Annotated in this window: 18 protein-coding genes; 2 read left to right on the top strand and 16 right to left on the bottom strand. The window is 54.3% G+C overall.

The features are described 5' to 3' along the window. Positions 1–211 precede the first annotated feature (211 nt). The 10 genes from waaA to ACTHUF_RS05195 all read right to left on the bottom strand — a co-directional run bounded on the left by waaA (position 212) and on the right by ACTHUF_RS05195 (position 10,469). Positions 212–1,474: a lipid IV(A) 3-deoxy-D-manno-octulosonic acid transferase gene (gene waaA, locus ACTHUF_RS05240; RefSeq protein ID WP_440407294.1), complete on the bottom strand. Its 1,263-nt coding sequence runs from the start codon at positions 1,472–1,474 to the stop codon at positions 212–214. 138 nt (positions 1,475–1,612) lie between these two features. Next, positions 1,613–2,044: a plastocyanin/azurin family copper-binding protein gene (locus ACTHUF_RS05235; RefSeq protein ID WP_440407293.1), complete on the bottom strand. Its 432-nt coding sequence runs from the start codon at positions 2,042–2,044 to the stop codon at positions 1,613–1,615. A 68-nt stretch (positions 2,045–2,112) separates the two neighbouring features. Further along, on the bottom strand, positions 2,113–2,877 hold the full coding sequence (locus tag ACTHUF_RS05230; RefSeq protein WP_049323636.1) for an ABC transporter ATP-binding protein: 765 nt from the start codon (positions 2,875–2,877) through the stop codon (positions 2,113–2,115). Between the two features lie 10 nt (positions 2,878–2,887). Then, positions 2,888–3,934, bottom strand: coding sequence for an iron ABC transporter permease (locus tag ACTHUF_RS05225; protein ID WP_315093312.1), 1,047 nt, complete (start codon positions 3,932–3,934; stop codon positions 2,888–2,890). Between the two features lie 116 nt (positions 3,935–4,050). Continuing rightward, positions 4,051–5,166, bottom strand: coding sequence for an ABC transporter substrate-binding protein (locus ACTHUF_RS05220; protein ID WP_315093314.1), 1,116 nt, complete (start codon positions 5,164–5,166; stop codon positions 4,051–4,053). 526 nt (positions 5,167–5,692) lie between these two features. Further along, positions 5,693–7,456: a phosphoenolpyruvate--protein phosphotransferase gene (gene ptsP / locus ACTHUF_RS05215; RefSeq protein ID WP_440407292.1), complete on the bottom strand. Its 1,764-nt coding sequence runs from the start codon at positions 7,454–7,456 to the stop codon at positions 5,693–5,695. Next, entirely contained in the window at positions 7,456–7,725 is a 270-nt protein-coding gene (locus tag ACTHUF_RS05210) for an HPr family phosphocarrier protein (RefSeq protein ID WP_004519098.1), read from the bottom strand. The genes ptsP and ACTHUF_RS05210 overlap by 1 nt, the downstream gene beginning before the upstream one ends. A gap of 49 nt (positions 7,726–7,774) precedes the next feature. Continuing rightward, positions 7,775–8,203: a PTS sugar transporter subunit IIA gene (locus ACTHUF_RS05205; RefSeq protein WP_004519097.1), complete on the bottom strand. Its 429-nt coding sequence runs from the start codon at positions 8,201–8,203 to the stop codon at positions 7,775–7,777. 58 nt (positions 8,204–8,261) lie between these two features. Continuing rightward, on the bottom strand, positions 8,262–8,825 hold the full coding sequence (locus tag ACTHUF_RS05200; protein ID WP_070646501.1) for a hypoxanthine-guanine phosphoribosyltransferase: 564 nt from the start codon (positions 8,823–8,825) through the stop codon (positions 8,262–8,264). Positions 8,826–8,939: 114 nt separating this feature from the next. Beyond that, positions 8,940–10,469, bottom strand: coding sequence for an ABC transporter permease (locus ACTHUF_RS05195; RefSeq protein WP_308538567.1), 1,530 nt, complete (start codon positions 10,467–10,469; stop codon positions 8,940–8,942). 233 nt (positions 10,470–10,702) lie between these two features. Here ACTHUF_RS05195 and ACTHUF_RS05190 point away from each other — a divergent pair, with 233 nt between their 5' ends. Further along, complete coding sequence (locus ACTHUF_RS05190) at positions 10,703–11,233, top strand: cytochrome b (RefSeq protein ID WP_308538566.1); 531 nt, start codon at positions 10,703–10,705, stop codon at positions 11,231–11,233. Between the two features lie 156 nt (positions 11,234–11,389). After that, on the top strand, positions 11,390–12,394 hold the full coding sequence (pdxA, locus tag ACTHUF_RS05185; RefSeq protein WP_308538565.1) for a 4-hydroxythreonine-4-phosphate dehydrogenase PdxA: 1,005 nt from the start codon (positions 11,390–11,392) through the stop codon (positions 12,392–12,394). Between the two features lie 182 nt (positions 12,395–12,576). Here pdxA and ACTHUF_RS05180 read toward each other — a convergent pair whose 3' ends face one another. The 6 genes from ACTHUF_RS05180 to ACTHUF_RS05155 all read right to left on the bottom strand — a co-directional run bounded on the left by ACTHUF_RS05180 (position 12,577) and on the right by ACTHUF_RS05155 (position 21,464). Next, positions 12,577–13,572 (bottom strand): S49 family peptidase, encoded by a 996-nt coding sequence (locus ACTHUF_RS05180; RefSeq protein ID WP_308538564.1) that lies wholly within the window; start codon positions 13,570–13,572, stop codon positions 12,577–12,579. Between the two features lie 54 nt (positions 13,573–13,626). Next, positions 13,627–14,649, bottom strand: a complete 1,023-nt coding sequence (locus ACTHUF_RS05175) for a lysozyme inhibitor LprI family protein (protein WP_308538563.1) — start codon at positions 14,647–14,649, stop codon at positions 13,627–13,629. 105 nt (positions 14,650–14,754) lie between these two features. Then, positions 14,755–15,969, bottom strand: coding sequence for a sodium/glutamate symporter (gene gltS, locus ACTHUF_RS05170; RefSeq protein WP_004519089.1), 1,215 nt, complete (start codon positions 15,967–15,969; stop codon positions 14,755–14,757). A gap of 217 nt (positions 15,970–16,186) precedes the next feature. Further along, entirely contained in the window at positions 16,187–17,593 is a 1,407-nt protein-coding gene (locus ACTHUF_RS05165) for a tetratricopeptide repeat protein (protein WP_440407338.1), read from the bottom strand. Positions 17,594–17,953: 360 nt separating this feature from the next. Then, the gene (locus ACTHUF_RS05160; RefSeq protein ID WP_440407291.1) at positions 17,954–19,213 is read right to left on the bottom strand and encodes a capsule biosynthesis protein; all 1,260 of its coding nucleotides are present in this window, start codon (positions 19,211–19,213) and stop codon (positions 17,954–17,956) included. 136 nt (positions 19,214–19,349) lie between these two features. After that, entirely contained in the window at positions 19,350–21,464 is a 2,115-nt protein-coding gene (locus ACTHUF_RS05155; protein WP_440407290.1) for a capsular polysaccharide biosynthesis protein, read from the bottom strand. Positions 21,465–21,481: the final 17 nt, after the last annotated feature.

The raw sequence follows: 21,481 nt of genomic DNA, 5'->3' as shown, positions 1-21,481 counted from the left end.
TGGCAGTGGGGCTGTTTTATTTGAACCTCCCTAGAAAGGAGAGTTTCAACATGAAACGAACCAAGCCGAAAGGTCGTTCATGGCTGAGACTGCGGACAGTCGTTAGGATTATCTTAACCCTGTTCCTGCTCTTAGTCAATTAAACGGCTGAAAACAAAAAACTGTTTTTCAGTTTCCGCCTGTTTGTCATGAACGGGCGGTTTTTTATTGTTTAACGCTGGTTCAAACAATCGGCAATCGCTTTGGCAATTTTGGCACTGGCACCTTGATGTTGCGAAATGAATTGCTCGGTGTGGCTGATCAGCTGTTGGCGCAGCGTTTCGTCGTCGAGGTATTGGCGCGTGGTTCTGTACCAGGCTTCGGCGGTTTCGACGCGGACGGCGGCTTTGGCTTCGACTGCGCCTTTGCAGGCTTGGGCGAAGTTGTAGTTGGAGTAGCCGAAGAGGGTGGGGACGCGGCAGGAGATGGGTTCGATGATGTTTTGGCAGCCGGCATCGACGAGGCTGCCGCCGACGAAGGCAATGTCTGCGCTGAGATAGTAGGCGGCAAGTTCGCCCATGCTGTCGCCTATCCAAACCTGTGTGTCGGGGGAAACGGGTTGTCCGTCGCTGCGTTTTTGCACGGTATAACCAAGCGATTTGGCGGTATCGTAGGCCGTCTGAAAGTTTTCAGGGTGGCGCGGGACGATGACCAGCAAGGCATTGCCGCGATAGCCCTGCCATGCTTTGAGGAGCAGCTCGGCTTCGTCTGTGCCTTTGTACACGCGCGTGCTGGCGCAGACGACGACGGCTCGTGCGCCGATGCGTTCTTTAAAGGCGACGGCAAGCGGGCGCGAGTCGTCGGGGGGTGCGATGTCGTATTTGGTGTTGCCGCAGACGTGGACGTTGGATGCGCCGATGAGGTGCAGGCGTTCGGCATCGGCGGCGGTTTGGGCAAAGCAGCCGGAGAGGGTCTGCATGGCAGGCTCGACCAACTTGCGGATTTTAAGATAGCCGCGTTGGGATTTTTCGGAGAGGCGCGCGTTGGCCAAAAAGAGGGGAATGCCTGCTTTTTGGCAGCCGTGCATCAGGTTGGGCCAGATTTCGGTTTCCATCAAAATGCCGCAGATGGGGCGGTGTTCGGCTAAAAATCGGGCGACCCATTCGGATTTGTCGTAGGGCAGGTAACGGCATTGCGCATCGGGGAACAGGGATTGCGCGGTGGCGCGTCCGGTCGGCGTCATTTGGGTAATCAGAAACGGCGAGTCGGGAAAATGGCGGCGCAATGCCTGCACCAAAGGCTCGGCCGCACGCGTTTCGCCGACGGATACAGCGTGTATCCAAATCGGGCGTTGCACGGGATTGGGATACGCCTGCCCGAAACGCTCGTCCCAATGCTCGAGATAGGCTGGGGATTTGAGGGCGCGGCGGCGCAGGTGGCGGCGGATCAGGAAGGGGGCGAGGTGCCACAGCGTGGCGTAAAGGCGGCGTATCATGCTTACGGGTCTTGTGTCGGAATAGGCCTATTTTATCGGAAACTGAAACGGAAGATATAGCTTTGATGCGTGTTTTACGCAAAGGAAACAGGCCGTCTGAAAGGTTTCAGACGGCCTTTAATGCAGGCATAAACGCGTTTACTTCACTTGCGCCATGTATTTTTTCAGACGGCCTTTGCTTTGCATGGCGCGATTTTCCATTTCATCGACAACGGCTTGCGCTTTGGCTTTGTTCACCGGTTTGCCGACCTGAATCACGCCGCTCATGTTCATCATGCGGTGCGGCGGGCAGGTGTAGATGTACACGCCTTCTTTGTCGAGTTTGAGGGTGAAGTCTTTACCGTCTTCAGAGAGGAAGTCGGCAACGCCCTCGGGCAGGGCTTTGCTTTGTACCCAGTGGCCGCTGTTGGTGGCTTTGAAGGTTACGGTGTCGCCGACTTTGGCGTTGACGTAGCCGGGTTCGAACACCATACTGCCGTCTTTGCCGTTGTCGAGCATTTTGACTTCGTGGTTGGCGGCGTATGCGCCGAGGGAAGCGGTCAGCATCAGGAGGAAGAGGGATTTTTTCATGGGGGAGTCCTTTTTGTGAAGAGTATAAAATGGTTGCGGGGCTGGTTTCTTGGTGGCAGATTTCTCAGCTAGGATTGCCGCATCGGGCGGATAACGGGCAGGCCTTTGCTGTCGTATAAAAGTTCGATGTCCACTTTATACAGCCTGCCTATCATGTCCGCCTGCAACACGTCCTGCGGCGCGCCCTGCGCCTGTACTTTGCCTTCGCCGAGTAGAATCACGCCGTCTGAAAACTGCGCGGCGAGGCTCAAATCGTGCAAGACCATCAGCGTAACCAGATTGTGTTCGTGCGTGTATTGCACCACGCGCTCCAAGAGGTTCAACTGGTGGTGCATATCCAGCGCGCTGACCGGTTCGTCCAGCATCAGGATTTCGGGGCGGCGCAGCATGACTTGGGCAAACATCACAAGCTGCCGCTGTCCGCCGGAAAGCCGCATGACGTCGCGGTGCGCCAAGTGGCCGATGCCCAGCTCCGCCATGATACTTGCGGCTTCGTGCAGCAGTTCGTCGCCGACGTGCATGTGCAGCGCGTCCATGCGGCCGAGCAGCACGACTTCCAGCGCGGTCAGCGAGGCTTCGGCGGCGGTGTCCTGCGGCATATAGCCTATGCGTTTGCGCCAGCTTTGCAGGTGGATTTTGCTCAACATTTCGTCGCCGTAGCGGATGGTGCCTTTGTGCGCCACTTCGCCGAAAATCGTTTTCATCAGCGAGGATTTGCCCGTGCCGTTCGGGCCGAGCACGGAATAGACTTTGCCTTGTTCCAGTGTCAAATCGATATTGTCGGCGACGACATAATCGCCGCGCCGGATGTGTACGTTTTCAAGTTTCAACATTTCAGACGGCCTATCGTTTCGTTAATACAATCCAGAAGAAGAACGGCACGCCGACAAACGACGTAACGATGCCCACCGGAAACAGCGCGCCGGGGATAATCACCTTGGACAACACGCTGGCGACCGATAAAAACGCCGCCCCTGCCAGCATCGCGCCGGGCAGGAAGAAACGTTGGTCTTCGCCTAAAAGAATCCGCGCCACATGCGGCGCGACCAAGCCGATAAAGCCGATGACGCCGACAAAACTGATCGCCGTCGCCGTCATCACCGCCACCAACACCAGCGTTTTCAGGCGCAAAAATTGCAGATTGATACCCAGCCCGACGGCGCGCTCTTCGCCCAAACGCAGCGCGGTCAGCTTCCACACGTCGCGCGAAAGCAGAAACACGCATACCGCCGTAACCGCCGCCGTAACGATGACCGTCTCCCAAGTCGCTTTGGTCAAACTACCGAACAGCCAAAACAGAATCTGCTGCGAAATTTCAGGCGCGGCGATAAACTGAATCAGCGACAAAATCGACTGAAACAGGAACAAAAGCGCAATCCCCACCAACACCAGCATCGCCGAGTTGAAGCGGCGTGCCGAGGCAAACAGAAACAAGATGCCCGAAGCCAGCATGGTCATCACAAACGCGCCGATGGGGACAGCGACCGTTTCAGGCAGCCCGAAACCGCCGAACGCAATCACCACCGACGCGCCCAAACCTGCCGCCGCCGCCAAGCCCAGCGTATAAGGGCTGGCCATCGGGTTGTTCAACAGTGTTTGAATTTCCGCACCGCCGACACCCAAAGCCGCACCGACCACCAGCGCCATCACCGCAATCGGCAGGCGCAAATCCATCACAATCAGGCGGTTCATTTCATCGACTTCGGGTTTGCCCAGCAAAACATTGACCACTTCGCCGACAGGCAGCGTGTCCGTCATCGCCGGGCCGGTGGCGATGTCGAATAAAAAACTGACCGCCGCGATGATTAAAAACATCAACACAATCAACCAACGCTTGCCTTCCAACTTGCGCTGGTTTCTCACAATCTCGGCGACAACCGAATCATTCATGTTTCAAACCTTTAAAAAAGAATGTTGATAAAGGGGAGAACGGGTTTGCCTTTTTCTTCCGCAAAAATTTCAGACGGCCTTCCGATTTAAAAGGCCGTCTGAAAATCTAAACTACCTTATTGTCCTTTCGGATAGAGGTAGAACGTGCCGCTCGGAATGACGGGCAGGTTTTGGCGGTAGAAGTCCAGATAGGTCTTCTCAGGGTTGAAATCTTTAAACAACTGCGGATAAATCGCTTTGGCCATAAACTGAATCGACGCGCTGTCGGACAGCGTGCGCGAGTTGGCGTGGTAGGCGGCGTAGAGGCGGTTGTTTTTAATCGCAGGCAGGTTGGCCCAGCCGGCGCGTTTGGCAAAACCGGCCAAGCGTTTTTCCGCTTCGGCTTTCGGAATGCCCCAGCCCATCACCATGGCGGCAGGGTTTTTCTTCAATTCGGTTTCGCGGCCGGTAATCACGATGACGTCGGGTTTGGCAGCGAGGACTTTTTCGGGGTTGATCGGGCCGTAGAATTCGACCGAAGAAGCGGCGATATTGTTACCGCCGACCAGTGTCGCCATCGAACCCCACATGCTCTTGCCGAAGGTAACGCTGTGTTCGGCAGGGCCTTTGTTGCCGAACTCGACATACACTTTAGGCTTGGGCAGGTTGGCTTTTTGCACGCGCGCTTGGATGGTGTCGGCAACGCGTTTGTAATCCGCCGCCAGCTTGTCGGCCTTTTGCTGTTGGCCGGTCAGCGTGCCGATGAGTTTGGTCGATTGAACGTGTTTGGCGACCGTTTGCGCGTTGTAGTCCAACACGACGATGGGGATGCCGGCTTTGTTGATGCGGTCGAGATCGGAACCCAAAGCCTTGTATTGCCATTCAGCCAAAACCAGCAAATCGGGTTTCAATGCCAATACTTTCTCAATCGAGAATGTGCCGACTTCCACTTCGCCCACGTCGGCAAGCTGGTTCAACTTAGGCACGGCTTTGCTGAATGCCGCCCAGCTTGGCGGCGCCCAGTCGGCCCAAACTGCTTTGGAAAAACCGACAACGTTGTCCAGCGCGGTTTTACCGCCGATGGCCATGTAGTCTTGGTAGTAGAAGCCCAAAACCACGCGTTTGGCAGGCAGGTCGACGGTTACCTTACGGCCGACGGTATCGGTCAGCTGAACGGGTTTGGCAAAAGCGGATACGGAGCCGACTGATAAAGCTACGGCGGCAATCAAAGCAGAAAGTTGCGTAAATCTCATGAATCATTCCTTTAGAATATGATGATAATTACTATCTTTTAGTAAATTTACAAGGTATTGGGTATTTTTTCAAGTTAAACGAAAGGATAGACATGTTTCGGAATAAAAAGTTGCATCATTAAACGAAGGAATAGTGTTGATATAAGGATTGAGTGTACGGAAGACCTAGTTAAAAGGACGAGTATGGTGTGCCTAAATCCATAGTGGGCAGTAGCTGAAATGGATAGGCAAAGGGTTTTTTATTGCAAAAAATAAAAGGTATCCGGTTGAATACAGCAGGCCGTCTGAAACTTTGCGATTCGGGGTTCAGACGGCCTTTGATGCGAACATAAAGGCCGTTGTTTCACTTGTTCCGTATATTTTTTCAGACGGCCTAAGCGGTGTTTGGGAAAAGTGAAAAAGGTTGGTTTTTGAAATGGCGAAATAGGAAAGGCTTGAGGGGAATCGGGTGTCAACCCAAAATGGGGAAAAATAAAAAGGGCGTGTTCAATACGCCCTTGTGTCGGTTTCGGATATTTTGCGAATTTCAGACGGCCTTGTCTTCGTTCTGCTCGTTTTGGTTGAGGATTTTAATCAGTTTCTCGGCTTTTTCCGGGTCTTCGCAGCGCAGGATTTTGGCGGCATCGTTTTCAAGATGGCCGGTGTGGCTGTGCAGGATGATGTTTTTAACCGAAAGCAGGTTGTTGGGGTTCATGGAGAATCGGCGCAAGCCCATGCCGAGCAATAGGCGGGTGAAGACGGTATCGCCGGCCATTTCGCCGCAGATGGAGACGCCTTTTTCCATACGGTTGGCGGTGCGGATGATGTGCTGCAGCGTTTTGAGGACGGCAGGGTGGCCGGGTTGGTAGAGGTGGCTGACGCTGTCGTCGCCGCGGTCGACCGACAGGAGGTATTGAATCAGGTCGTTGGTGCCGATGGAAACGAAGTCGACGAGCTTGAGGATGCTGCCGACGGTCATGGCGGCAGACGGGATTTCGATCATGCAGCCGATGCTGACCGGGCCGAAGGTTTCGCCGCGTTCGGTCAGCTGGCGTTGGGCCGTGTCCAGATGGATAAGGCATTGGCGCACTTCGGAAATGGATGTAATCATCGGCCACATCATGCGCACGGGGCCGTGGGCGGCGGCGCGGAGGATGGCACGCATTTGGGTGCGGAACATGACCGGCTCGGCGAGACACAAACGGATGCCGGTCAGGCCGAGTGCGGGGTTGAGGCTGCCGTTGGGCGTGCTGTTTTGGCCGAACCAGCGCGGATTTTTGTCGACGCCTAAATCGACGGTGCGGATGGTGATGTTTTTGCCTTTGAGTTTTTTGACGATGCCGGCATAGACTTCGTATTGTTCGTCTTCAGACGGCATGTTGTCGCGGTTGAGGTAGAGGAATTCGCTGCGGAACAGGCCGACGCCGTCTGCGCCGAAGTTGTGCAGGGCTTTGATGTCTTCGGCGGATTCGATGTTGGCGAGCAACTCAATGTTGATGCCGTCGGCCGTGGTGGCGGCGGTTTTTTTAATTTTGTTGAGTTCGCGCTTGTGGCTGCGGTATTCGCGGGCGAGGCGGCGGTATTCGTTGAGGACGACTTCGTCGGGATCGATGATGAGGACGCCGTTGATGCCGTCGACGATGACGATTTCGTTTTCGGTGATGAGTTTGCGGGCGTTGTGCAGGCCGATGACGGATGGGATGTCGAGGCTGCGGCCCAAGATGGCGGTATGGCTGGTCGGGCCGCCGGCATCGGTCACGAAGGCGGTAATGTGTTGCTCTTTGAACAATACGGTATCGGCAGGCGAGAGGTCGTGCGCGATGAGGACGGTGTCGTCAAACAGGTTGCCGGCGAGGTTGATTTCGTTGCTTTGGCCGACAAGGTTGTTGTGGATACGGCGGACGACTTGGAGCATGTCCTGTTTGCGTTCGCGCAGGTAGTCGTCGTCGATGCTGTCGAACTGGGCGGCGAGCTTGTCGCTTTGCAGTTTCAATGCCCATTCGGCGTTGATTTTCTGTTCGTGCAAAATGTCGATGGGTTCGCGCGAGAGGGTAACGTCGGTCAGCAGCATCAGGTGCAGGGAGATGAACGCGCCCAATTCGGTCGGAGCGTTTTCGGGAATCGCGCTGCGCAATTGTTCCAATTCTTTGCGCGTGGCTTTGATGGCGTTGTCGAAACGGGCGACTTCGGCCTCGAGTTTGTCGGGATCGATGTCGTATTGGGGAACTTCCGCCGCGCCGCGCGTGATGAGGTGGGCGTGGCCGATGGCGATGCCTTTGCCCGCGGCTACACCGTGTAGGACGATGCTCATTATTCGCCCTCGCCGAAGTAGTCGTTGATGAGGTCGGTCAACGCCTGCATGGCGGCGGCTTCGTCTGCGCCTTCTGCTTCCAGCTCAATCACGGTGCCTTTGGCGGCGGCCAGCATCATCAGGCCCATGATACTTTTGCCGTTGACGCGGTTACCGTTTTTGGTGACCCAGACTTCGCTTTGGAATTGGGAGGCGGTTTGGGTGAATTTGCTGGAAGCGCGCGCGTGCAGGCCGAGTTTGTTGATGATTTCAATTTCTTGTTTGAGCATGGATGTCCCCTAAATGTAATGTTCGTAAAGTGAATGTTTTCAGACGGCCTTAGCCGTGTTCTTTGCACATCAGGTCTTCAGGTGCGGATGTAATGGCGAAAATGCCCCGGATGGCGGCTTCTTTGACGGTTTCGGTGAAGTCGGAGAGGTTTTCGGCTTGTGATGAGTATTGGATGGCTTTAATCATCATCGGGGCGTTGAGGCCGGTCAGGATGGCGGATTTGTTTTCGCGCACCAGCCGACGTGCGGCGTTGCATGGGGTTGCGCCGAAGATGTCGGTCATGATCAGCACGCCGCGGTTGTTGGGAAATTCCTGCAATGCGGCGATGGCGTTGTTGATGATGTCGTTTTGATCCTCGTCGGGCTGTACGCCGAGGATGTGGAGATTTTCGGGGAAGCCGTTGGGAAAGAAATGGTCGGCCAAACCGCGATAGGCTTCACCTATGGTTTCATGTGTAATGATTAACAAACCTATCATGATGTGTTCCTAGCATTGGGGTTGAGGCCGTCTGAAGATTTTTCAGACGGCCTTTGTTTTATTTATTGTTTAAGGCGTAGATTTCGCCGAGGTTGCGCCAACAGCCGGCGGCATCCATGCCGTAGCCGAAGACGTAGCGGTTGGGCACGTCCAAACCGACATAATCGGCTTTGGTTGGTTTTTCTTTGTCGATCAGTTTGTTGGCAAATACGGCCGCACGGCAGCTTGCCGCACCCATTTCCAACAGTTTTTCCTGAATGGCGGCCATGGTGTGGCCTTCGTCTAAAATATCGTCCAAAACGACGACATGACGGCCTTTGATTTGCTCGGGGTCGGGCATGCGTTTCCAGTTGAACGCGCCGCCTGCGAGTTTGTCGCCGTAGCGGGAAACGTGGACGTAGTCAAAGTCCAAAGGAAAGCGCAACAGCGGCAATAACTGTCCTGTAAACACCACCGCGCCACCCATTACAGGCAGGAGCAGGGGGTATTTGTCGCCCAAGTCGCGGGTAATGTCGTCGGCAACTTTTTGCAAGGCCGCGCGGCATTGTTCTTGGCCAAACAGCAAGTCGGCATTGTCCAGCATGGCTTGGGTTTCAAGGCGTTTGGTTTCTAAGTCGGTCATGATAGGTCGTGTTGAGTGCGGTTAAAAACAAATTATATAGCGGATTCAATCAATTTTCGATACAAGGCGCGGCAATAGTGTAGTGAAAGCGAAGGGAATTTGAGCAGACTACGTTCAGACGGCCTTTTGCCCTTCCGCTTCGTCCACCAGCAAAAATGCCGTCAAAGCCAAAGCGGTCAATACCGCCGTCAACACCATCGCCCGTCCGTAATTGTCCGCACCGGCGCGTCCGAGATAATCGTAAATCAAAGTGGTCAGCGTCTGCCATTCGGGACGCGACAGGAATAATGTGGCCGCAAATTCGCCGATACACGTTGCTGAAGCCAAAGTCAGACCGCGCCGCAAGGCCGGTTTCAATAAAGGCGCGGTTACATAACAGGCCGTCTGAAAACAGTTTGCGCCCATGGTGCGCGCCGCCGCCGCGTAATCTTTGGGCAAACCGTCCCACGCGGCCAGTACGTCTTTGGCCACAAACGGATACGCCAACAGCGCGTAAGTCGCCGTCAGCAGCCACAGCGAAGCCGTCCACTGCGGATAGAGCAGCAAAACGCCGAAGGCGATGCACACGGGCGACACCATAAACGGCAAAAACATCAGCGCGCGCAACCACGCCATTTGCCGTGCTGCCGCCGCATACAGCACGCCCAAAACCATCGCCGCCGCCACCGCTGCCACAGAGAAACGGATGGTGTTCCACACCGCTGCCCACGTTTGCGCTTCCAGCAAAACCGCCCACGAAGAGCCTGCCGCTGCCGCCTTGAGCCACACCGCCGCCAAAGGCAGCAGGCAGCATACTGCCAACATGGCCAATACCGTTGCTGTCAGCCATTTTTCCCAAGCCCATATCGGCGCACGCGGAGGCAAAGGCGAGACCGACTTATCCACCGCCACGCGCTTGCTCCAATACGCATACAAACCTCCTGCCGCCGCCGTAACCGCCAGCACCAGCCACACCAGCACCGACGCACGCGCCATATCCAACTCGTACGCCACCAGCCGGTAGATTTCCACTTCCACCGTTGCAAAACGTTCGCCGCCGAGCAGTAAGGCCAGTCCGAAGCCTGAAAAACAATATAAAAACACCAGACACGCGCCACCGGCAACCCACGCGCGCACCACCGGCCATTCGACCCAGACAAACCGCCGCCACGCGTCCGCGCCCAAAGATTGTGCCGACAGCAACCGCGCCTGCGGCACACGCATAAATCCCTGATACGCCGAGCGCACCAAAACCGGCAGGTTGAAAAACACGTTGCCGTAAATCAGCAGCCACGGCGTGTCCTGCCAACCTGCCGCCAGCATACCGTGTGCGCCAAATAAAGCCAGTACGCCCATGCCCGCCACCAAGGTCGGCATCACAAAAGGCAGCATCAGCAGGCGCAAAACCGTGCGCCGTCCGGCAAAGTCCATCCGCGCCAGCACCCACGCCGCAGGTATGCCCAAAGCCGTGACCAAGACGCAAGTCAAAACCGCCTGCGCCACCGTCCAGCCCAAGCGCAGGCGCATATAGTCATCAGCCACCACTTCCGCCCAAGCGCCTTCGCCGTCGTAAAACGCCAGCGACAGCAAAGGCGCGGTCACCATGACCGCCAAGAAACCCAAAGGCAGAAGCAACAGCGCAAACCGCCGAATCCAAACCTGCATCGATGCGTACCCGAGAATAAAAACGCCTATTTTAGCCCGAGTTCGGCATAGAAGGTGGTATTCCTGCCCTTGTTTTCAGACGGCCTGTGCAGCCTGACGGATAAAACCGCCGTTTCTTCAAATTTTCCAAACAGTTACGAAGTCTCTTCAAAAAGGCAACATAATTGGTTGGACATTTTTGTTACAATGCCGCCGATTCAAAAAACCAAACAAATCAAAAACAAGGAAACATTATGACCACTACACGTCCACAAACCTACGATGCCGTCGCGCGCGCGTTGCACTGGCTGACCGTACTCGGTTTCATCGGCATCCTCTCCACCATTACCGTTTGGACCATCTACGATGGCGAAGAATGGGTCAAATCGCTCTTCGGCGTGCATAAATCCATCGGTTTCATCACGCTACTGGTGATTGCCGTGCGCATTGTTTGGGCTTTGCTCAATGCGTCCAAACGTCCTGCCGCCGACAGCTTTGCCGCCAAAGCAGGCCACCTTGCCCTTTACGTCTTCATGCTCGCCGTCCCCGTTATCGGCATGATCCGCCAATACGGCGGCGGCCGCGGCCCGTTGAAAGTATTCGGCGTCCAAGTGATGCAGGGTTCGCCTGAAAAAATCGAATGGATGTCCAACCTCGGCAATATGGCGCACGACAAACTCGGCTGGCTGCTTTTTGCGCTTGTCGCTGGCCACATCGCCATGGTTGTCGTCCACCGCATTCAAGGCCACGACGTTTTGTACCGCATGATCGGCCGTCGTTCTTAAGTGTAAAACGGTAAACAGCTAAGGCCGTCTGAAAACAGTTTGACCAAGCAAAAACTGTTTTCAGACGGCCTTTTTGTATTTGTGTTAATCTGCAAAAGTAGGGCAGGCATTTTGCCTGACGTTGTCTAAATACTGTAAACCATACCGAGAAACACCATGACTGCTCCCATTCTCGCCATCACTTCCGGCGAACCGGCCGGCATCGGCCCCGACATCTGCCTCGATTTGGCTTTCTCCGACCTTCCTTGCCGCCCCGTTGTTTTGTGTGACAAAAACCTGTTGGCGCAAAGGTCCGAACAGCTCGGCAAATCCGTCATCTTGCGTGACTTTCAAGCCCAAGCGGCCGATCCGTTGCCCAAGGGCGAACTCGAAGTCCTGCATATTGCTTTAGATGCCGAGTGTCGGGCGGGCGAACTCAATCCTGCCAATGCCGCGTATGTCCTCCGGCTGCTGGATACGGCGTATCAAGGCATTTCAGACGACCTGTTTGCCGGTATGGTGACCGCGCCGCTGCATAAAGGCATCATCAACGATGCCCACGCAGGCAACGGCTTTTTCAGCGGCCACACCGAATACCTAGCCGAAAAAAGCCATACCGAACAAGTTGTCATGATGCTGACCGGCGGCGGCCTGCGCGTGGCATTGGTGACCACCCATCTGCCGCTGAAAGACATTTCCGCCGCCATCACGAAGCCTTTAATCGAGTCGGTTGTCCGCATTCTTGAACACGACCTGCGCCATAAGTTCGGCATAGCCAATCCGGTCATCCTCGTTACTGGTCTCAATCCTCACTCCGGCGAAGGCGGCCATTTGGGACACGAAGAAATCGACACCATTATTCCGGCGCTTCATGCCTTGCAGGCCGAAGGCATAGACGCACGCGGCCCTTATCCGGCCGATACCGTGTTCCAACCTTTTCTGCTCAAAGATGCCGATGCCGTCCTTGCCATGTATCACGACCAAGGGCTGCCGGTACTCAAATACGCCGGTTTTGGCGAAGGCGTAAATATTACCCTCGGCCTGCCCTTTATCCGCACCTCCGTCGATCATGGCACGGCCTTGAGCTTGGCCGGTACGGGCAAAGCCGATTCCGGCAGCCTGATGACTGCCGTCCGCGCCGCGCTCGATATGGCGCATAATATGCAGAAACAGGCCGTCTGAAGCGTGGAGGTTTAATCGTTTGCAGGCGTAATCTGTTCCTGTAACAGCATCATCAGGGGATATTTGCCTGTCGGTTTATGAAGCCGATAAATGTTTGGACAATAATCAGCGTTTTATTTTAAAAACCATATAAAAAAGGCCGTCTGAAGCCCAATGATTTGGGTTTCAGACGGCCTTTTGGTTTACCAAATTTCAGACAAAGTTTCTTTGACTTTAGCCTTCACTTCCGCACCGAAGCGGCGGCTGAGCATTTTGCTGAAATCGTCTTGCGGCGTGTAGTTGACCAGTTCAGGAGCTTTGACGACATCGCGGGCAACGCTGTAAATGCTGCCGAAGTCGTCGATCAGGCCGACCTGTTTGGCTTCTTTGCCGGTATAGATGCGGCCGCTGAAAATATCGGGATACTGTTTGTCTTTCAACCTTGCGCCGCGGCCGAGTTTGACGGCTTTGATAAATTCTTGGTGAATATCGCCCAACATGGTTTCCCAAATTTGGGTTTGCGCCGGCGTTTCAGGCGTGAAAGGGTCGCCCATACCTTTGTTGCTGCCGGCGGTTTTCAGACGGCGTTTGACACCGGCTTTGTCCATCAGGCCGGTAAAGTCGAAACCGCCGCCGATCACGCCGATGCTGCCGACAATGCTGGAAGGGTCGGCGTAAATTTTGTCGGCTGCGGCGGCAATGTAGTAGCAGCCGGAAGCGCACATGTCTTCGGCAACGAGGTAGACAGGGATGTCTTTGTGTTCGGCTTTGAGGCGGCGGACTTCGTTAAAGGCCGTGTTGGACACGACAGGCGAACCGCCGGGGCTGTTGGCACGGATGATGATGGCTTTGGCGTTGCCGTTGTTGTAGGCGGCTTCCATGCTGTCGCGCAGGATTTGGACTTGGTCGTCGATGTCGTTGCCGATTTCGCCGGTCAGGTCGATAACGGCGGTGTGTTCGCTGCGGGCTTGGATGCTCGTGGTTTTTCCTTCTTCTTCTGCGAAGCCGAAGATCAGGCTGAGGAAGATGAGGACGGCGACACCGCGCCAGATATTGCGCCAAATGCGGGCGCGGCGCTGTTCTTGGTAGGCGGCGAGGAGGACTTCACGCAGGGTGTTGCGCTCCCAGTTGTCGACGGGTGTGGAGGCTGAAGAGGGTGTGTTTTGGGCATTGCCTTCACGGTGGATTCGGTATTGCATGATGTGATGTGCTTTCTTGTAGGCCGTCTGAATGTTCAGACGGCCTTATCGGTTTTAGTTGATGGAATAGCCGCGCAGGTATTGCGTACGTTCGCGGGTCATGCGGGTCTCACACTGCAGGCGCAGGTATTCTGCTTGTGCGGAGTTGTCTGCGGACGCGGCTGCTTGTTGGCAGTTGAGTTTTTTGCTTTGAATCCAGGCGCGTTGTTCGCCGAGGATTTGTTGTTTGACATCGCTGTCTAAGCCGCCCCAGAGGTCGTTGATTTCGCCGTCCGCCTGACGGTTTTGCGCGCGCGCGTTGTCGAGTTCGCTTTGGCTGAGGCCGGGCGGCTCGTTGCGTTGGGTTTCATGGTCGGGGCGCAGGACTTCGTAATCTGAATCGTCGCCGTCATCGGTCAGGCCGGCAGCTTGGCTGGCGGCGTTGTTTTCAAGGATGTCTTGCGGATTGACAGTCGGCGGCTCTTCCGTGTTTTGGTTTTGCAGCAGCTTGATGGCCTGCTCTTTGGATACAGGCTTGCCGTCTATCATAACAATGCTTTTCACGCCGTAGGGCAGCAGGGTGGCGGAAAGGGTTTGGGCGGTGGTGCTCAGGGTGTTGTCTTCGAAAACCGGTTTGCCGTCTTTGTCGGGGGTGTAGAGCAGGGTGGTGCTGAACGTGTTGTTTTCAAAGGTCAGGTTGCTGCCCATCAGTTTTTGTTCGAGCATGTCGGACAACGGGGTGTTGCCGTAAATCAGCGGGCTGTTGTCTATGGCCGTCTTGAGGATGGTGTCGGGAATGCGGATTTTGAGGTTGGCGCGGCAGATGGCTTTGCCGTCGTCTTCGGTTTCTTTGGGGTCTTCAAGCAGGGTTTCTAATTCGAGGCCGGCGGCGATGATTTTGTCGGCATCGACAAATTGGCGGTTGTCATTGCGGGCAAAGGAGCGCGCTTGTTGTTTGAGGGTGTCTTCGATGGTGGTACGGATGTTTTGCAGTGTGGCCGGTTGGGCGCAATCAAGTGCGGCTTTGGGCTCTTCTTTGCTGCATGCGGCAAGAAGAATCGTGCTTAAAATCAATACGGAAGCGGTTTTTTTGTACATGGGTACTCCTGAAGATGACGGCCTTTCAGACGGCCTGACGTGCTTATCATAACAAAAGCACTTGCAGCAAGTAAATGCGGCAAGTGCTTTTCTATGTCAGACGTATCAGCCTTTGATGACGCTGATGAAGCCGGAGAGGATGGCGGCGTTGAGCAAGTCAACGAAGAACGCACCCACCATAGGTACAATCAAGAAGGCTTTGTGAGACGGGCCAAAAGTTTGGGTAATGGACTGCATATTGGCAACGGCAGTCGGGGTGGCACCCAAACCGAAGCCGCAGTGACCGGCTGCCAATACGGCAGAGTCGTAATCGCGACCCATGAAGACGTAGGTAACGAAAGTGGCGTACAGAATCATCACGACGGTTTGTACGGCCAAGATGATGGTTACAGGGCCTGCCAGACCGGTCAATTCCCACAGTTTCAGGTTCAGAAGAGCCATAGACAGGAAGAGTGACAGGGAGGCGTTACCGAATACGTCGATGGCACGGTCAAACATATTGACTTTGAAGGCGGCAGTCAGGACGTTGCGGATGACCACGCCTGCAAACAGACACCATACGAATTTAGGCAAGTCGAAGAAGGCTTTGTCGTAGCTGTCCACGATTTCGGCAAAAGCCAAACATGCGGCAAACATCGCGAGCGTTTCGACAGCGGAGTCAGCCGTAATCAGGCGAGTGCGCTGTGCTTGTTCGAAGATGTCATCAGTAGCATCGTTGTCGTCGGATTTGGCAGTTTTGACGATAGGTTTACGGCCCATTTTGTTGATCAGACGGCGTGCAACAGGACCACCGATCAAACCGCCGAATACCAGGCCGAATGTTGCAGAAGCCATACCTAAGCCGGTTGCGCCGGTCAGGCCGAATTTGCTTTCAAAGTCAGGACCCCATGCACCGGCGGTACCGTGACCACCGGTCAGGGTAATCGAACCGGTAATCAGGCCAATCAGCGGATCCAAGCCCAATGCGCTCGCCAAGCCGACACCGACAAAGTTTTGGACGATGATAAATGCGCCCACCACGGCGGTAAAGATAACCAAAGGCAAACCGCCCGCTTTCAAACGGGAGAAGTCGGCGCTCAAACCGATGGATGTAAAGAAGATGAGCATGAACGCATCTTGCAGCGGTTTTTCAAATTTGAAGCTGACGCCGTAGGCTTCGTGCAGGGCGAACAGGACGATAGCGGCAACCAAACCGCCGGCGACCGGCTCGGGAATATTGAAGTCTCGTAAGAATTTGATTTTTTGAACCAGAAATTTACCAACCAGCAACACGAGTGTGGCGGCAATCAGTGTGTAATAACTGTTGAATTCCCATTCCATGTTGTTTCACCTCCTAGAAATGTTTTTCCGAGCATCCGTTTTTGTTCCGGATGTAGTGTGTTTCAACGCTTGGCGTTATCCGCCGAGTGTCATGGTATTGATGCGCGGGCAAGGTGTTTTCAGAAAGAAATGAAAACAATGACGTGTCCGTGAAAAATAACTGGCAAATATTAGGGGAATAGTTAAAGATTGTCAAAAAATGCGAGTGTAAATATTTTCAGACGGCCTTTTGACCGATGGCATGGTGCACTTCGCGGCGCCATTGTTCTAATAGGGATGTTAATGATTCGGCCGAAGTGTGGCCGTTGCTGATGGCGGCCTGCAGCCAGTAGCAGGCGGTCGGAACATGACAGCCGACACCTTGCCCGTGATAGTAAAAACAGGCGAGGTGGTATTGGGCGGAAGGGTGGTTTTGTTCGGCTGCGATTGCGTACCAGTGGGCGGCCGCCCGAGGGTCTTGCGCCGTACCGAGGCCGTAATGGTAGATGCGGCCTAAGGCTGCCGCCGCGTTTTTATGGTGGAATTCGGCTGCTTCCATGTAATTCTTGCGCGCGGCATTGTAGTCTGCGTAGCGACCGATGGCGTGGGCTTGTGCTTCCGCCAAACGGTAGATGGTTCCGATTTGTTGCTGTTGCAGGGCGGCTGTTTTGATTTGTTCGTATTGTTGCGGATGGTACAGTGCGGCGTCGCTGATGAGTTTTTGTGCCGCGGAGGCAGAACCTAACGTGGCGGCACGGTGGTAGTAATCGTGCGCGATATGGTTGTCGGCTTTGATGCCGAGGCCGTAGCGGTAGAGGTCGCCCATGATTTTCAGGGCTTCGGGATGGTTTTTTTCGGCAGCGGCTTTGGCGTAGCGTGCCGCTTGGAACGGGTCTCGTTCGGAAAGTTCGCCGGTCAGGGCGTATTGGGCCAGCTTGGCCTGTGCTTCCGCTTGTTCCTTATCGGCGGCACGACGATACCATTCTAAGGCTTCGGGTTTGCGTTGGGCGGCAAGAAGGTCGGCCAGCAGGGTTTGTGCGGCGATGTGGCCGGCTTGCGCGGCTTGTTCGAGATATTGTTCGGCTTGTGCGTGGTCGGGGCTGATGCCTGTGCCGTAGAAGTAGATTTGACCGAGTTGCCAACAGGCGGCAGTCATGCCGAGGGCGGCCGCTTTTTCGTATTGTTCGACGGCTGTCGCAACGTCGCCTTGGCGTTGATGATGGCGTGCCAGATGGTAATACGCGGGCGCGGCATATCGGACGGCGGCAAGCTCCGCCCAGTAGAGCGATTGTGGGTCGTTGCGTTGCGCGTGGTAACGCATGAGGATTAATTGGGCTTCTGAGTGCCCCTGCTCACCCAGCCAGGCATAGTCGTTAAGAAGCTGTCCGGTCGGGGTGCCGTTGTGTTCGCGCTGTTGCAGCAGGGAGAAGAGCGCTTTGGGATGGCGTTGGGCCGCGGCGGCTTCCAACCATGAAAGTGCCTGTTCCGGTTGGCCGTTTTGTAGCAGATGGTTGCCCAATACGAAAGCAGCTTCCGCATAACCTTGCTCTGCCGCCTGTTGCAACAGGGGCAGGGCTTGGGCGGTATGGGATTGTTCCAAAAGGGCGGCGGCTTGCCGGTAAAGGATTTCAGGAGCGGCGGTCATGGTTTGCGGGCGGATAAAGTGGAAGACGGGTGCTGCGGCATATAGGCGGCAATGCCGGTCGATGGCTTTGTAAAAAATAGGGTTCGGCACAGTTTTGCAGTTGCCTTAGCGGCCTGCCTTTAAAGATGTTTGGCTTGTTGTATTATTTTCCTGGGAAAACATCTCTATTCAGTGCGTTACAAAGCTTTCGGCTTGAGTCGGCATGCGTTCATGACAGCTTGGTCATTATACTGTTTTTGTAATTTATTGTTAATGATAAATGCGGTTTTTTATGGTTTGTTTACATGACGGCGGCTAGGGTATTGATTGTTTCAGGCCGTCTGAAATGTTTTTCAGACGGCCTGAATTATTTTTGCTAAGTCAGTTTGTCGGAGTGAAAGGGGCAGAGGTTTTTTTGTCGGGGAAAAACACCTGGCTGTAGAAGTTGCCGTTAATTTGGGTTACGTTGAGGTGGTACATACGGTAGGCATGGAACAGGTCGCTGTCAGGCGGCGTCGGATGATTCCAAAACTCTGCCAAGGTATTTTGGTCGGTTATGCCGGGAATGTCGTAATGGGCGCGGCCGAGTACTTTGACAGGCATGTTGTGGATCAAGCCGGACAGGCCGCTGGTGCTGTTGATGGTAACCATGCCGAGGCCGTGGCGCAGGAAAACGGGCAGGGGAACATCATGGACGTAAGTGATACGTCCTTTGAGTTTGGGGTGTTTTTTGATAAAGCGTTTGATGTCGCGCGAGTAGTCGATAAAGCCACGGTCCATCGGATGATGCTTGATGATGAGGTTGGTATCGGCAGGCGCATGCGCGGCAAAGGAGGCCAAAACATGGAGCAGGAAGCTGCGGACGCTGGAAAAGTCGCAATGGATACGGACTTGGCTGTCGTTGAATACCTGCAAGGGAACAATAAAAAATTTGCCGTATTTGCCCGCCTCCACGCGTTTGGCGATTTGGATGTCTTCGATATAGTAGTTCAAACGCTTGAGGATGGAGATCGACCACAGTTTGAGGTAATGGCCGGCATTGGATGCGCGGTGGTGGATGTAGTTCGGGTACTTGTTCGGGTTGCGGAACAATTCGATATAGTAACGGACGGCGTTTTTGGCCATGGGCGTAAACCCGCCGCGTACCGGTGTCGGCGCTTTGTATTCTTGCTGGGCCAGCTTGGGGAATTGTTCCAGAAAAAAGTCGGCACGGCGCGGCAACGGGGAAAATGCGTTGACGCCGTCTTTTTCTAAGGTGATGTAGTAGGGGCGGAAATAGCCTTCTTCAAATGCCCAGAAACTGGCTTGGTTTTCGTTTGCAATGCGTTTGGCCAGGAGATGATAGGGACGTGTGTCGCCAAAGCAGACAACGGCTTGGATGTGATGTTGAATGATGTATTTTTGTAAAAATTCAGGAAAGACATCGTAGCTGTCGTTAAAAGCAACGGTATGCGCTTGAGTGGGCGGATAAAAATAGTCGTCGCCTGCATTAAAGTTGAATTTATGCACGGTTTTGCCGTTTGCGGTCAGCCAGCCGGCGAGGCGCTGAAAAAAATCGCCGACAGGGCCTTGAAGCAGCAGGATGTTTTCTGCGCTTTCAAGCAGGCTTTGCAGGTTGTTTTGGAGGACGGGCTGTTTCATGTCGCAATGTGATTTTGTTTTTTATGTAATAGTTTTGGGTTGAACTTTTAAGCATACGCCAAGCGTATTAACGATGCAAAAGCAATGATGCCGCAATTGAAGCCGGTTCATGACGTATTGTTAATTTTGATGGCATTTATTTAAAAGATCGATATAGTTGTTTGATTTTACCTAATTTTTTGGCAAAGTACCCACGATGTAATCCGTTGTTGTTTTTTTGCATATTTTTTTGCCGTATCAGGATTTGGGCAGCGGTTTCCGCATTGATGGCCTGATGGGTTTCGGGGTGGATGTAGTCGGGATAGTGGATGAGCGTGCCGGCGATCAGCTGCCAAAGCTCAAGCCTGCGGCTGCGGCGCGGAATGGGAAGCAGATCTTGGGTAAGTCCCCAACCTGCGTAAAAAGGCAGGCCGTAGCAGCTGACTTTTTTGCCGCGCAACAGGGCTTCAAAACCGGTCAGCGAAGTCATGGTGTGAATTTCGTCTGCGTGTTGGAGACAAGTCAGGATGTCAGCTTGTTCGGCGGTTTGGTCGGCATATCGTGCAGCATCTTCAGGGGAGATATGGCCGATGCGGTTACCGCTGACTACATCGGGATGCGGTTTGTAGATGATATAGGCATCGGGGTTTCGTTCGCGTACGGTACGGAGCAAATCCAGATTGCGGTAGATTTGGGGCGAACCGTAGCGGATAGACGCATCGTCTTCAACCTGACCGGGAACGAGGATCACGGTTTTGTCGGTTGAAGGGGCGGTAAAGTCCGAGCTGCCGACATTGTATTTGCTGATGCGGTTTTCGGTCAGCATTTTTTGCAGCTTCAAGGCCGTCTGGAAGTCTTGATTGTCGAAGTCTTGGTTTTGCAGGATATGTTCAAGACGGGACGGGGTTTCGGCATTGAAATAAATGCCCATATCGTCGGTAACGAGCGACAGCGGCGGTACTAAATTAGAACCAAGCCCGACCGAGCGGATAAAGCCGTCTTCCATGCGCAGCAGGGGGATGTGGTGTTGTTCGGCAAAACGGACGATGGCCTCTTTGCCGTTGCCCCAGGCAAGGATGCGTGCATCGTCGGACAGTTTGACCCCGGCCAGTTTTTGGGTGGAAGAGATAAATTTCAGACGGCATGAGGGGACGTTAAAGAATGGTTTGGCAACCGCGCGTTTCCACAAAGACATGCCGACGCAATATAACTCACCACGCAATTTGTCGTTTTTGCGTTTGACCGTTGCCAGATAGTTGATGACATCAAAGAGGCTGCCTGCTTCGCCGGTATTGGGGTTGAGGTAGCGACTGTATTGCAGATAGGCCGCGGCGAAGAGCTGTAGTAAGTTGCGGGGGGCACGGCGCTGGGTTTGGACAAGGCGGTTGATTTCAGGATGGCGGTCGTCGCTTACGCCCCATCCGGCATACCACGGCAGGCCGAAGGTGGTCAGCGGTTTGCCGCACAAAAGCGCCTCAAAACCCATTTGCGAGGTAACGCAATAAACTTTATCGACGTTTTGCAACAAAGAAATCGGATTGATGTCTTCTGCCAAAAGATGGACGCGGTGTTGCTGCGCCAGCCGGGTCAGATAGCCTTGTTTTTTGCCGCACAAAACATCGGGATGGGTTTTGACCCAGATATCGGCTTGCGGGTTTTCATTCAAGGCCGTCTGAAACATCAGTTCAAACGCAGAGGCGTCTGCGCTGCCATACTGGATAGCCATATCGCCGAAGGTTTGGTCGATGATGAGGACAGTTTCAGGCTTGGATGGGGAACGTAAAGGATGATCGTCTGAAAGTTCGGGCGCGTGGTTGTATTTGGATAGATGATGTCTCAGGATGAAATCCATCGCCTGCTGAGCCTGAGCCAAGGTTTCAGACGGCATGGTATCGGCGGCAAGAATCAGTTGTTCCAAACGCGAAGGACGCGTGGTGTCGTAGTAGATGCCGATATCGTCATAGACGATGGAGTAGGGCGGATAACCGACGACACCCAGTCCGAGCGAGCGTAAAAAACCGTCTTCCAAAGCAATAAAGGGAAGCTGATGTTCAGCGGCAAAAGCACGCGCTTTGTGTGTTGTCGGGCGCAAACCCCAGCCGACAACAGCCTCCGCTCCTTTTCCGTCTTTGCAGATATGAAATTCAGGCAATAGGGTGGAGAGATGGGGGATTTTGCGGATGCCGCGAGAGGGGATGTAGGCGTTTTTCACAATGCGTTTTCGTCGATTATTGTTATTAATGGATTGTAGGCCGTCTGAAAAGAGGAACATTCTTTCAGACGGCCTGA

The sequence above is a fragment of the Neisseria sp. P0024.S006 genome (genome assembly GCF_051956595.1).
In the GTDB taxonomy this organism is placed as follows: Bacteria; Pseudomonadota; Gammaproteobacteria; order Burkholderiales; family Neisseriaceae; genus Neisseria.
Note: the sequence above shows the minus strand (reverse complement) of the source record. Positions and strands in the feature narration are given on the sequence as shown.

What these genes read in the sequence shown, in the direction of transcription:
- waaA (WP_440407294.1), bottom strand. Translation starts at nt 1,474, where the DNA reads ATGATACGCCGCCTTTACGCCACGCTGTGGCACCTCGCCCCCTTCCTG.
- ACTHUF_RS05235 (WP_440407293.1), bottom strand. Translation starts at nt 2,044, where the DNA reads ATGAAAAAATCCCTCTTCCTCCTGATGCTGACCGCTTCCCTCGGCGCA.
- ACTHUF_RS05230 (WP_049323636.1), bottom strand. Translation starts at nt 2,877, where the DNA reads ATGTTGAAACTTGAAAACGTACACATCCGGCGCGGCGATTATGTCGTC.
- ACTHUF_RS05225 (WP_315093312.1), bottom strand. Translation starts at nt 3,934, where the DNA reads ATGAATGATTCGGTTGTCGCCGAGATTGTGAGAAACCAGCGCAAGTTG.
- ACTHUF_RS05220 (WP_315093314.1), bottom strand. Translation starts at nt 5,166, where the DNA reads ATGAGATTTACGCAACTTTCTGCTTTGATTGCCGCCGTAGCTTTATCA.
- ptsP (WP_440407292.1), bottom strand. Translation starts at nt 7,456, where the DNA reads ATGAGCATCGTCCTACACGGTGTAGCCGCGGGCAAAGGCATCGCCATC.
- ACTHUF_RS05210 (WP_004519098.1), bottom strand. Translation starts at nt 7,725, where the DNA reads ATGCTCAAACAAGAAATTGAAATCATCAACAAACTCGGCCTGCACGCG.
- ACTHUF_RS05205 (WP_004519097.1), bottom strand. Translation starts at nt 8,203, where the DNA reads ATGATAGGTTTGTTAATCATTACACATGAAACCATAGGTGAAGCCTAT.
- ACTHUF_RS05200 (WP_070646501.1), bottom strand. Translation starts at nt 8,825, where the DNA reads ATGACCGACTTAGAAACCAAACGCCTTGAAACCCAAGCCATGCTGGAC.
- ACTHUF_RS05195 (WP_308538567.1), bottom strand. Translation starts at nt 10,469, where the DNA reads ATGCAGGTTTGGATTCGGCGGTTTGCGCTGTTGCTTCTGCCTTTGGGT.
- ACTHUF_RS05190 (WP_308538566.1), top strand. Translation starts at nt 10,703, where the DNA reads ATGACCACTACACGTCCACAAACCTACGATGCCGTCGCGCGCGCGTTG.
- pdxA (WP_308538565.1), top strand. Translation starts at nt 11,390, where the DNA reads ATGACTGCTCCCATTCTCGCCATCACTTCCGGCGAACCGGCCGGCATC.
- ACTHUF_RS05180 (WP_308538564.1), bottom strand. Translation starts at nt 13,572, where the DNA reads ATGCAATACCGAATCCACCGTGAAGGCAATGCCCAAAACACACCCTCT.
- ACTHUF_RS05175 (WP_308538563.1), bottom strand. Translation starts at nt 14,649, where the DNA reads ATGTACAAAAAAACCGCTTCCGTATTGATTTTAAGCACGATTCTTCTT.
- gltS (WP_004519089.1), bottom strand. Translation starts at nt 15,969, where the DNA reads ATGGAATGGGAATTCAACAGTTATTACACACTGATTGCCGCCACACTC.
- ACTHUF_RS05165 (WP_440407338.1), bottom strand. Translation starts at nt 17,593, where the DNA reads ATGACCGCCGCTCCTGAAATCCTTTACCGGCAAGCCGCCGCCCTTTTG.
- ACTHUF_RS05160 (WP_440407291.1), bottom strand. Translation starts at nt 19,213, where the DNA reads ATGAAACAGCCCGTCCTCCAAAACAACCTGCAAAGCCTGCTTGAAAGC.
- ACTHUF_RS05155 (WP_440407290.1), bottom strand. Translation starts at nt 21,464, where the DNA reads ATGTTCCTCTTTTCAGACGGCCTACAATCCATTAATAACAATAATCGA.